At 59.5% G+C, this 11,921-nt stretch carries 9 protein-coding genes; 5 read left to right on the top strand and 4 right to left on the bottom strand.

Annotation, left to right across the window (positions count from 1 at the left end):
* Nucleotides 1-13: 13 nt before the first annotated feature.
* On the bottom strand, nucleotides 14-1,414 hold the full coding sequence (gene murC, locus HFP51_RS02445; RefSeq protein WP_176874203.1) for a UDP-N-acetylmuramate--L-alanine ligase: 1,401 nt from the start codon (nucleotides 1,412-1,414) through the stop codon (nucleotides 14-16).
* A 51-nt stretch (nucleotides 1,415-1,465) separates the two neighbouring features.
* Here murC and HFP51_RS02440 point away from each other — a divergent pair, with 51 nt between their 5' ends.
* Both HFP51_RS02440 and HFP51_RS02435 read left to right on the top strand, forming a co-directional pair.
* On the top strand, nucleotides 1,466-2,302 hold the full coding sequence (locus HFP51_RS02440; protein ID WP_176874202.1) for an LD-carboxypeptidase: 837 nt from the start codon (nucleotides 1,466-1,468) through the stop codon (nucleotides 2,300-2,302).
* Nucleotides 2,303-2,411: 109 nt separating this feature from the next.
* Nucleotides 2,412-4,715 carry a patatin-like protein gene (locus HFP51_RS02435; protein WP_176876500.1) on the top strand — a complete coding sequence of 768 codons (2,304 nt, stop codon included), beginning with the start codon at nucleotides 2,412-2,414 and terminating at the stop codon, nucleotides 4,713-4,715.
* Between the two features lie 8 nt (nucleotides 4,716-4,723).
* Here HFP51_RS02435 and HFP51_RS02430 read toward each other — a convergent pair whose 3' ends face one another.
* Nucleotides 4,724-5,599, bottom strand: a complete 876-nt coding sequence (locus HFP51_RS02430) for a GNAT family N-acetyltransferase (RefSeq protein WP_176874201.1) — start codon at nucleotides 5,597-5,599, stop codon at nucleotides 4,724-4,726.
* Nucleotides 5,596-6,549 carry a polysaccharide deacetylase gene (locus tag HFP51_RS02425; protein WP_176874200.1) on the bottom strand — a complete coding sequence of 318 codons (954 nt, stop codon included), beginning with the start codon at nucleotides 6,547-6,549 and terminating at the stop codon, nucleotides 5,596-5,598. Before HFP51_RS02425 ends, HFP51_RS02430 begins: the two co-directional genes overlap by 4 nt.
* Nucleotides 6,550-6,680: 131 nt before the next feature.
* Here HFP51_RS02425 and HFP51_RS02420 point away from each other — a divergent pair, with 131 nt between their 5' ends.
* From HFP51_RS02420 to HFP51_RS02410, 3 genes are read left to right on the top strand one after another with little or no spacing between them, the layout of a single operon-like run.
* On the top strand, nucleotides 6,681-7,781 hold the full coding sequence (locus HFP51_RS02420) for a GNAT family N-acetyltransferase (RefSeq protein ID WP_176874199.1): 1,101 nt from the start codon (nucleotides 6,681-6,683) through the stop codon (nucleotides 7,779-7,781).
* Nucleotides 7,782-7,816: 35 nt separating this feature from the next.
* Nucleotides 7,817-8,839: a GNAT family N-acetyltransferase gene (locus HFP51_RS02415; protein WP_176874198.1), complete on the top strand. Its 1,023-nt coding sequence runs from the start codon at nucleotides 7,817-7,819 to the stop codon at nucleotides 8,837-8,839.
* Entirely contained in the window at nucleotides 8,840-9,943 is a 1,104-nt protein-coding gene (locus HFP51_RS02410) for a hypothetical protein (RefSeq protein ID WP_176874197.1), read from the top strand.
* Here HFP51_RS02410 and uvrC read toward each other — a convergent pair whose 3' ends face one another.
* The gene (gene uvrC / locus HFP51_RS02405; protein WP_255454781.1) at nucleotides 9,944-11,881 is read right to left on the bottom strand and encodes an excinuclease ABC subunit UvrC; all 1,938 of its coding nucleotides are present in this window, start codon (nucleotides 11,879-11,881) and stop codon (nucleotides 9,944-9,946) included.
* Nucleotides 11,882-11,921: the final 40 nt, after the last annotated feature.

Below are 11,921 nucleotides of genomic sequence, written 5' to 3'. Positions count from 1 at the left end.
ATACTAGTCCGGTTTAGCGCGCATCGACTTGCGCCAAAATGTCGGCCGCAAAGGTTGAGAGCGTATCATCGCGTGCACCCATCACGATAATCCGGTCACCGGGCTGAGCGAGTTCGACAATGCGCGCCCCGCAATCCTCCCGCGCGGCGATATGCTCAGCCTGGCGCGCGCCTTCGCAGACGCCAGCAACAATCGCTTCGCTGCCGATACTGCGATCCGTTGTTCCGCCAAAATAAACAGGATCACAAAGTATTAGGTGATCTTCCTTAGATATATTTTCAACAAAACATTCCACCAGCTCAGCGCCCATTTTCTTGAGCGGCCCATAGCCATGCGGCTGGAAGAAGATCAGCAAACGGCCAGGAAAGGCGTGCAGTGTCTTGAGTGTCGCGGCGATCTTGTCGGGATTATGCCCGAAATCGTCGATTACGCTGATGTTTCCCGCACTCCCGACCACCTCAAAGCGCCGCCTGAGACCCTGATAGCGGCCGATAGCGGCCACAGCATCGCTCAGAGCCAAGCCACAGGCCCGCGCCGCCGCGATAGCCATCAGCGCATTCTGTGCGTTGTGACGGCCCGGAACGGCCAGCTCTACCGTCGCCTGGCCCGTCCCTTCCTGCACATCAAACCGTATCGAGAGCGGTGCTTCGACAATATTGCTGCCACGTAGATCGGCGCTTTCCGCATCAAAACCCACGCTGGTCAGTTTTTCTGACGAAATCGCAGCGGCGAGCAGTGCGCTCTCCGCGTCATCAATGTTCACGATCGCATGGCCGGCCCGCTCCAGGAAACCGCCAAACAGCGCCCGCAGCTCTTCCATAGATTTGTGATCGAGCGAGATATTGTTGAGGATCGCGATATCCGGCGCATACAGCGCGATTGACCCATCGCTTTCATCGACCTCGCTGACAAAGGCATCGCCCTGCCCGACAAGCGCACTGGCAAAGGGCGTATCGTCCGACATGAAATTCTTCATGACCGCGCCATTCATGACTGTGGGATCGCGTCCGCAATCGCTGAGGATCCAGCCGATCATGCCGGTCACGGTGGATTTCCCACTGGTTCCGGCGATCCCGATACTGCGCGGCGCCGCGTTGAACAGGCTGGCCAGCAGCTCGGGCCGGCTCATGCGATCAAGGCCGAGTGCGTGTGACGCCATGACGTCAGGCACCGTATCCTCGACCGCCGCAGAGGCCACAAGTATTTGATTTGCATCGGTTAAACCGCTGCCGTCCTGGGGGAACAGCGCGATGCCTTGGGCCTCGAGCCAGGCGAACTTGTCACCGGTCCGTCCCTGGTCCAGTGCGCGGTCCGATCCGGCCACGGTAAAGCCCCGCCCGCGCAGGATGCTGGCGAGGGGCAGCATGCCGCTGCCGCCAATCCCGCAAAAGAAATAGGATTTGTCCTGTGTCATCTCGCCTCGCTATGGGGAGCGGCGTGGTTTTTCAATTTCAGAAAGGCGAGAATGGCAAAAAAACCTGTCCGGATCGGCATTGTCGCTGCCAGTTCTCCCTATACGCAGGAGATTGCGACCCGTGTTGAGCGGCTTGCGACTGCGCTTTTCCCGGAGAATCCGCCTGAACTGGTCGTCCATCCGAACAGTTTCCGCACCCATGGCCATTTTGCCGGCACCGACAGTGAGCGCGCTGCAGCCTTCCTCGAGATTGCCAATGACCCGGACATTGACGCGCTCTGGTTCGCCAGGGGTGGCTATGGCGCCTGCCGGATGGCTGATGCGGCGCTGGAAGGGCTGAAATCTGCGGCCCGTGACAAGATTTATCTGGGATATAGCGATGCCGGGGTGCTGCTCGCCGGGCTGTACAAGGCCGGATACAGCGTCGCCCATGGCCCGATGTGCCAAGATATTGTCCGCGATGGCGGAGAAGCGGCCATCGAACGGGCATTGCGGTGGCTGGTGGAGCGCGATTCTGCTGCGCTTGAGCCCTCGCTCGCCGATGGTCAGCCGGCGGCCGCATTCAACATGATCACCTTGAGCCAGATACTCGGCACATCGCTGCAGCCTGACTTAAGAGATCATGTACTGATGCTCGAAGAAATATCTGAATATATGTATAAAATTGACCGCACCATGCATCATATTACCGCCCATCCGGATATCCGGAAAGTGGCCGGGTTCCGGCTCGGTCGATGCGGTGATATCACGCCCAATGATACCGATTTCGGGATGACCGAAGAGGCGGTAGTGAGGGAATGGTGCGATCGGTCCGGGATCCGGTTTCTTGGCCGCGCTGACATCGGCCATGACGCAGCCAACCGCATCGTCCCGTTCGGCCCCCAATAGCCGCACCGAGCCGTCACTAAGCAGCGATCCGAAGCTCTAACCGGGGCAGCGCACAGCCAGTCATGCGCAAATGCTCGACAAAGCGGATAGCCCCTGCCAGCATCGCCATATGCGAGAGAAAGAGCTGCGCCTGGCCCTGGTTTGTTACGGCGGCATTAGCCTTGCAGTCTATATGCACGGGATCACCAAGGAGATCTGGCGCCTCGCCCGGGCCAGCCGCGCCTTTCACGACGACCTTGAACCGACGCACACCTCGCAGCGTGTATATCGCGACCTGCTCGATGCGATTGAGAACCGCAGCAGCATCAAATTGCGCGCGATGGTCGACATTGTCGCGGGAGCCAGCGCGGGCGGCATCAACGGCGTCTTCCTTGCCGAAGCCATCGCATCCGGTAAATCGCTCGACCCACTCACCGATCTGTGGCTCGAAAAAGCCGATGTCGATATCCTGCTCGCTCCGGATAAGCGGCCGATTTCGCGTTTTACCAAATTCTGGGCGGTGCCGATCGCATGGGCCGTGGCCCGGCGACGCGGCGGCCCGATCGAAACCAGTGTCGATCCAGCCGCGCAGGACGAAGTCAGCGCGAAACTCTCCCGCTTTGTCCGTGCCAAATGGTTCCAGCCGCCCTTTGGCGGCAAGGAGTTCACCAACCTGATTCTCGATGCGTTCGAGGCGATGGACAGCCTCCCCACATCCCAGCCGCTACTGCCGGACGGGCAGCCGCTCGATCTGTTCGTCACCGTCACGGATTTTCACGGCCATCCGCAGAAACTGAACCTCAACTCCCCCCCTGAGATTGTGGAAACCGAACACCGCCTCACCTTCCCCTTTTGCGATCGCGGCAATGGACCGCGCGATCTTGGCAGTATTCCCGGCCTGACCTTTGCCGCGCGCGCCACAGCCAGTTTTCCGGGGGCGTTCCCGCCATTCACCGTCGGTGAGCTTGATACGGTCCTGGAGGGGCGCGGGATCGAATGGCCGGATCGCACCACATTTCTCCAGCGCGTCCTTCCGCGCCAAAGCAGCGCCGGGACAGCCGAGACAACAGCCCTGATCGATGGCTCCGTCCTCGCCAATGCGCCGTTTGGCCCGGCGATCGAAGCCCTGCGCGATCGACCCGCCCATCGCGAAGTTGATCGGCGCTTCGTCTATATTGATCCAAAGCCGGGCATTCGCAGCATCGAGATCGGCGAAGGCAGCGAGGCAGTCCCCGGTTTCTTCCGGGCGATATTCGGAGCGCTGTCCGATATTCCCCGCGAACAGCCGATCCGCGACAATCTTGAGGCCATAGAAGGCCGGTCCCGGCGGATATTGCGGATGCGGCGGATCGTCGAAGCCATTCGGCCCGGCGTGGAAAATGCGATCGAGAATGATTTCGGCCGCACATTGTTCCTCAATAGGCCAACCCCAGCCCGGCTCGCAGCCTGGCGTGCGAAAGCCCAGAATTATGCAGTGAAGGAAGCGGGCTATGCCTATGCCTCCTATGGCCAGCTAAAACTCTCCGGCATTGCAGATGAGCTGGTCACCATGCTGCGCAGCCTTGCCAATGGCGACCCGACGACAGAGCGTGCCTTGCGGGCCGCTGTGTGGAGCGAGTTGGCCAAGCGCGGTCTCAATCGTGCGGATCCGGTCAGCAATGGGGTGGTGAGCGACGAAACAATCCTGTTCCTGCGCGAGCATGACATACAGTTCCGCATTCGCCGGCTGCGCTTCATGCTGCGCCGTCTCGTCGCGATGGAAGAAAATGGCGAGTGCGATCCTGAGCTGCTCAATCCGGCGCGGGATGCAATTTACGATACGCTGGGGGATTATCTCGATCGCGAGCGCCGCGAATATTTCGATGAGTCCGCGGTTGCAGTTGCCGAGAAGGCGCTGGCAGATCCGGGAGCCGCCCTCGACATGCTGGCTGCGCAGCGCGACCTGAAAATCGCTGATGATCGGGCAGAAGAGTTGCTCTCGGCGGCGCTGGCCGATTTACCCAAGGCGCAGAAGCGCACAATGCTGTTCGCCTATCTCGGCTTTCCCTTCTACGACATCGCAACATTACCCCTGCTCCAGGGCGAGGGTTTGGACGAGTTTGATCCCGTCAAAGTGGATCGCATCGCGCCCGAAGACGCCCAGTCGATCCGCCAGGGCGGCGCAGAGGAAACGCTCAAGGGCATTGAGTTCAACAGCTTCGGGGCCTTTTTCAGCCGCGCCTATCGAGAGAATGACTATCTTTGGGGACGACTGCATGGCGCCGAGCGATTGATCGATATTCTGGTCTCAACGACGCCGGAGGCCACGCGGCTTCCGGACACCGAGGTCGCAGCCTTCAAGACCCGCGCCTTCCGCGCAATATTGGACGAAGAACGGTCAAGACTGACCCATATCAGCCGGTTGTTTGAAGAATTGGATGCCGAAATCGGCTAACCGCTGCCCTAACCGCGCAAACGTTTCACCAGCTCGATCGTAGCGTCAAAGCCAGCCAGGGCCTTTACCAATAATCGATTGCTCAAAGTCGCCCGGAGGAGCAAGACATCTGCGCAATCCAGGTTGCCGGTGGCAAAACGCTGTTTTTGCGCGCCATCGCCCTCGGTAAAGTCGAACCGGCGGAAGCGGCCATTTTCCATCAGCTGCTTCAACACCTCGACCAGCAAAACAGTGCCGGGCGAATGGCTACTCCAATCGGGATCATAACCGAGATAGGCATAGACCACCGTATCGCCATCGGCGGGCGCATAGAGATAGCTGATGGGTGTATTGTCGGCGAATAGCAGCCAACCACGGACCTGATCGGCAGCCGCTGCGCGCTGCATATCGCGGACGAAGTCGACATCGTCGGGCAAGCCATAATCGAGCAGTTTCTCTTGATAGGTTTTTTCCGACAGTTGCCGCGCGAGCGCATGAAACTCAGTGATCTCGTCGGGCGTCGCATAAGCGCGGAAATCGAGTTCACCACCCGTCAATTTGGCGAATTTGCGACCTTTGCGCCGCAGCGTCGATCGGCTCTTGCTGGAGAAACCAGCCAGATAGTCGTCAAAGCTACCGCTGAGGTCCGCATAACGGCGCGCGTAGCGCTGGCGGACCAGGGCAATGCAATCGCTATTGTCGGCGACAATCGTATCGATCTGCTCTTCGGGCAGCGACGTAATCAGATATCCGTCCGCAAAGGGCGGCAAGCCCGGCAATGCGGCCCGATCACCGGACAGGGCCTCATCAAGCGACAATCCAACACGCACAAGATTGCGCCGGACCGAAAACATCGTCCGTGCACCGACGCGAAAACGCAATGGCTGCGGCATGGCCGTGCTCATGCGGCACGCCGTTCGATGAGATTTGCCCAGAATTGGCTGATCATGCGGCTTGCGACCAGAGGCATAGAAGCCGCTGCTGGCTCAAGATTAAGCCCACAAGGCACATGTTCTAACTGGCTGATATACATGGTTGGTTGGCGGTCAGCCCGCTCAGCGAGGAGCTTGCAGAGACCATCGAACCGGCTTTTCACGACCGCATTGGCTTGCCCGCCGCCGCGCGTGGCAAGCTCAAAACTATGCCCGACAATGGTGGTGACCGGATGGCCTTGTTGCGCCGCATGGTCGAGCGCCCAAGTCATCTCCGCGAGCGAAACGGCACAGATTTGGAGGTGACGGACACCACCATTGGCGATGCGGATTTGCGAAACTGGTATTTCCGTAACGCCCAGATAGCGGGTTGGAGCAATATGGTCAGGCGGCAGATCCAATCCACTCGGCCAAGGCGCTTCACAGCCATTATGGCTGGAATCGATGGAAATGCCGATTTCGGCGAGCGCGCGAAGGCTATCATCATTTACAGCGTAGCTGCCCGAACGGAAGGCACTGGGCTGCGGCGCACCGGCCGCGACCAGCAGGTCACGAGCCTCGGCGATCATTGCGCGCTGCGCCTCGAAATCAAGGTCCGTAAGCTCGAAAACCGTATCCGGCGCAATCGACCCGTCAGCTCTTGCCTTGTCCCACATTGGATGGAGATGAAGCTGCACTTCCTGATCGCCTTCAAGAATTGTCTCGACCATCCGTTTAACCGGATCGAGCCCGAACAATTTGGCCGGCATCGGGTCGACGAAGAAACAGGCCTTGAGTCCATGGCTTTTGAGCATTTCGAGTTGGTAGCTCAGGCCGACCTCTGCGGGCTCAATGCTGAGGGCGTAATTCTCCTCCCAACCGAGGCCAGCGACACGGTGCCGCCATGTGAGCTCGGTATCGATAGATAGAACTACCCCCCCCATGGGCTCGGTTTAGCGCACGCTCGATAACAATTCGTAAACCAATTGCTCCAAAACGGGGGCTTAAACGCGAAATTAAGCCTGTCTCGCTACCTGAAAACATGCACCAGTCTGTGGGGAGACGAGACATTTTCATGCAACGCGCCTTTGTGCCAACGATCGATACCGGTCATTGGACCATGCCGAGCGACACTGCGCTTGAGCAGCTCGTCATGAGCGCGGATCCCCTCCACAGCTTTTTGCGGCCATCCTGGTTTCGCGCGGCGCAGCGCGAAGTTCAGTTCACCGGATTTGAAAGCGATGGCCGCCTGATTGCTGCATTTCCGCTGATTGCGAGAAAAATGGGGCCCATCTCGGTCAAGCAAGTTGCCGGTCCCTATTGGCCGTTCCGCAGTATCCCGATCGTCTTGGACGCGTCCGGAGCAGAGATCGAAGCCATGGTGTCAGGCAGCGATGCGCGTAGCCATCTTGGCAAGGCATGGCGCCTTGGGCCGGTGCAAGACAATGATCCCGCATTTCGGGCTCTCGTCTCCGCCGCCGACAAGACGGGTTGGGCCGTCTTTCAGAGATCGATTGCGCACAGCTTTGATATCGACATCGCGGCTATGCAGGCGAAAGGCCCATGGCCGAGCAAGTCTGCAACGCGCCAAAGCCGCAATTACACCAACCGCCTGGCCCGGATTGGCGAGGTTCAAACCATCCATAGAACAGGCGCCGACTGGACCAAAGCGGATCGTGACGCGATGGCCGAGATCGAAGCGAACAGCTGGCTGGCCGAGCAAGGCGATAATGCCGATACCAAGTTTCTTGATCCGGTATCACGCCGGATGTGGGAAAAAATCGCCGAAGATCCGCAAATCGCACCGCATATGTTTTGCAGCATCATGCGGGTTGGCACTGTTCCGGCCGCCTTCACTTTCGGCCTCGAGATTGGCGCAATTCGCTATCAAATAGCCAATAATTTCAATGAGGCATTCAAGAATGCGAGCCCCGGCCGCATCTTGCTCACGATGAATTTTGCCGATGCGGCCGAGCGTGGTGTGCGGACCATCAACTGGGGCGCAGGCGATGCCGGCTACAAGGTCAGATATGGTGCAGAAGCCGGGCCACAGATTGTCGATCTGCTGTTTCTCGATCAACGCTGGATCGCCCCCTTTGTCAGCCCTCTCCTCGCATCTGGTGGCTGGAACAAGATCAGCGATGCAGAGCTCCAATCAAGGGAGTGGTCGCGCTGAATATCGTCTCCACCTTTGATCGCGAAATGACGCAAATGGTGTTAGCGCCCTTTGACGCGGCGGACATCAATGCCGTGGCAGCGGCAGCGGATCCGGCCCAGGCCCATCTGACAGCAGCCTGGTTTGGCGCCGCCGATCCTGACTATTCGGTCATCGGCGCGCGCCGAGACGATGGATCTCCACTGCTCGCCATCCCGTTTCAGACACGGTCGATGGGGCCTTTCACCGTCAATCAGGTGGCGGGTAGCTATTGGCCGTTCCGCAGTTTTCCGATTGCCGCTGACCTCAGGGACAACGAGCTTGCGGCATTTCTCGCCGATCCAGGATTTGCGCGCGCGGCTGGGCGCATATGGCGAATGGGCCCGATATATTCGGATGATCCCACGGCATCGCGCCTGATCGCTCTCGCACCGGCGCAGGGATGGCAGGTGATCCGCAAGCCGCTGGCGCAATGCTATGAATTGGATCTCGCAGCAATCCGTGCGGCCGGTCCTTGGCCAAAGGGATCGACGGCCCGCAAAAACCGCGCGCGCGAGCGCAAATTGGCGGGTGATGGAGCGGTCGAATACCGATTCTTCGATGGCACGAAGATCGACGATACTCTCATGGAGGCAATGGCTGCGATCGAGGCAAAGAGCTGGCTGGCCCAGCTTGATGGCGGCGGTGACACAAAATTTCTCGATCCAAAAATCCGGGAAATATGGTCAAGGATCGCGCGTGACCCGGGTCTCGCACCCAAGCTGTTCGGAAGCCTGATGACCGCGCAGGACAAACCGATCGCCTTCACTTTCGGCCTCGAGATCAAAGACCGACGCTATTATATCGCGAACAATTACGACGCGGACTATGCCAAGTTCGGGCCCGGTAAATTGCTGCTCTACAAGGATTTTGAACAGGCTACGGAACGCAATATCGGGACGATTAGCTGGGGCGCAGGCGATGCTGGCTACAAGACCGATATGGGCGCCGCACCCGGCCCGGATATCGTCGATCTGCTCTTTGTCCGCGGCCGCGCACTCGCGGCGCTCCTGCGACCAATCTTTCTGCGGAAAGCGTAAATGCCAAAATCCGCGACCATCTTTTCGGGAATACCCGCCCAGCTGCTGATTGCCACAATTGTGGTCGGGGTCGGCATGGCAGCGGTTTCCCTGCTCGAATACACCGCATTTGATTGGCACCCAGCCCGCGAAGAGCCCGCCGGATTCACACCTTATCATTTTGGTCGGATGGCGGTATCCGCGCTACTCGCGATTATCCTGGTCGCTGCCTGCGCCAAGCCGTGGTTGGCAGAACAGCTGCCCGCTCGGAAAAAACTCTGGCCGGCAGAAATGCGCAACGGAATTGTTGTTGCGGCAATCGCCGCTGCAGCGGTCGCGATATTGGCCTGGAACCCGAACCTGTTTCACTGGTTTGCCCGCGAGGATAATGTTCTGGAATGGCTGTCGGCGCTGTTCATTCTCATTGGTGCGCTCTTCTTTCTCTACGCGGCTGCACGCAGCAGCAGGCAGGGTGTCAGCGGACCGGGCAAATTCTTCAGCACATTGCTCATTCCGATCGGTTTTGCCGGGCTGTTCTTCTTGATTGGCATGGAAGAGATTTCCTGGGGCCAGCGCCTGCTCGGCTTCGAAACGCCGGAAAGTCTCGCCGAACGCAATTGGCAGCAGGAATTCAATTTCCACAATATCCATACCGATCTCTTCGAGCTCGCTTACTATCTCGGCACTGGCGCTTTCCTGATCATCCTGCCTCTCGCGGCCCCCCCGCTGCGAAGCTGGCCGGCATTTGATTTCTTCGCGGATTTCGTCCCCAATCGTTCAGTGGCGATGCTGACCGCGCCGGGCGTGATCTTCAGCTATGGCCATTGGAACCTCGTGCCGCTGCAATTCCTGACCTTCGCCACCCTGTTCGCGATGCTGATCTTCGCGGTAAGCGCGAAACGCGATGGGAGGACCGGCGAATATCGGCTGTTCGGTGCGGTCGCTGCGCTAATTGCGATCGGCCAGCTGATCGTACTTCTGTATGGTCCGCAGATGCTTGACGTTCCGGATGCGACCGAGTTTCGCGAGCTCTTCATCTCGATCGGGCTCTTCGCCTTTGCCGCCTATTATGCCTTTGATGTCGCTGCGCCGGACACCGGGAAGAGCAAAGCCAAGCCCGACTAATCAGCCATTGGCGTGGAAATGATCATAGATTGTCTGCGCCATCCCCTTGGAGACGCCGGGCACCCGGGCGAGATCGTCCAGGCCCGCAGACTTCACCGCCCGAGCCGTACCGAAATGCAGCAATAACGCCCGTTTGCGCGCCGGTCCGATGCCTGGCACCTGATCGAGCGGGCTTGTTCCCATCGCCTTGGCGCGCTTTTGGCGATGCGCACCAATGGCAAAGCGATGCGCTTCATCGCGCAGTCGCTGCAAATAGAAGAGCAAGGCCGAATTCCCCGGCAGCATTTCCTCCCGGCCATCGGGAAAGTGGAAATGCTCGCGCCCGGCATTGCGATCCGGCCCCTTGGAAATCCCGATCAACGCGACATCCGAAATGCCCATCTCTTCGAGCGTTTCAGACGCGGCACTCACCTGCCCCTTGCCGCCATCGATCAACACCAGATCGGGCCATTCGCCCTTGCGGCGCTCTGGATCTTCCTTTTCCGCGCGCGCAAAGCGCCGCTGAAATACTTCGCGCATCATCGCGAAATCATCGCCCGGCGCGGTATCGGGATTCTTGATGTTGAATTTGCGGTAATTGGATTTGCGATAGCCTTCGGGCCCGGCGACCACCATCGCACCGACCGCGTTGGTGCCCGAGACATGGCTGTTATCGTAGATTTCGATGCGATCGGGCAGGTCATCCAGCTCGAACAAGTCGGTCATCTCGCGCATCACCTTGGCCTGGCTCGACGATTCCGCGAGGCGCCGCTCAAGCGCCTCTCCGGCATTGCGCCGGGCCTGATCGAGCAGCTTGCGCTGGTCGCCGCGCTGCGGAATTTTGATCGTCACCTTGCGATTGGCGCGTTCGGCCAGTGCCTCCGCGAGCAGTGCAGTTTCCGGCATCTCCCGGTCGACAAGCACCAATTTCGGTGGCGGCACTTCTTCGTAGAATTGCATGAGGAAAGCCTGCAGCGCCTCTTCGTCAGGCACGCCTTTCACATGCGCCGGAAAGAAGCTGCGATGCCCCCAATTCTGGCCGCCACGAATGAAAAAGGCCTGGATTCCGACCGTTCCCGCCTTGCTGGCCAGCGCGAACACATCCGCATCGGAAACGCCCTGGGCTGTTATCGCCTGGCTGCCCTGGATAAAGGTCAGCGCCTTGAGGCGGTCGCGATAGACAGCGGCCATCTCGAAATCGAGATCTTCGGACGCCTTCTCCATCTGTGCACCGAGTTTCTGCTGCACAGTCGTGCTCTTGCCGGCCAGGAAGTTTTTCGCGTCCTCGACCAGCTCGCCATAATCCTCGTCGCTCACCCGACCGACACAGGGGGCAGAGCAGCGGCGGATTTGATAGAGCAGGCAGGGCCGGTCCCGATTGGCATAAAAGCTGTCGGTGCAGCTGCGCAAAAGGAACATCTTCTGCAGCGCGTTGATCGTGCGATTGACCGATCCGGCACTCGCAAAGGGCCCGAAATATTGGCCCTTGGCGCGCCGCGCGCCCCGATGCTTCATGATCCGCGGGAAATCATGATCCTCGCGCAGCAATATGAACGGGAAGCTCTTATCGTCGCGCAGCAGGACATTATAGGGCGGTCGATAGCGCTTGATCAGCTGCGCTTCGAGCAACAGCGCCTCGGCCTCGGTCTCGGTCGTGACAATCGTCATCGCCCGGGTCTGGGCCACCATTCGCTGGAGCCGCTTCGGCAGCTGCTGGATCTGGGTATAGTTGGGTACGCGGGATTTGAGGCTGGCCGCCTTGCCGACGTAAAGAACGTCGCTGCGCGCATCGAGCATCCGATAGACGCCCGGCCGCGCTGGCAGGGTCTTTACGACATCGCGGATCGCCTCGGCACCGGCCTCCAGATCGGGCGTATCGGCCCCCTTGACCGTATAGGTCGCCTTCGCTTCGTTGAAGCGTTCGGGTGCATTGGGAATATCAGGGCGATCGGCTTTCACGCCTGTGATTTAGGGCCTCCGGCGGCGCGCCGCAATTCCG

The organism is Parasphingopyxis sp. CP4 (assembly GCF_013378055.1).
In the GTDB taxonomy this organism is placed as follows: domain Bacteria; phylum Pseudomonadota; class Alphaproteobacteria; order Sphingomonadales; family Sphingomonadaceae; genus Parasphingopyxis.
Note: the sequence above shows the minus strand (reverse complement) of the source record. Positions and strands in the feature narration are given on the sequence as shown.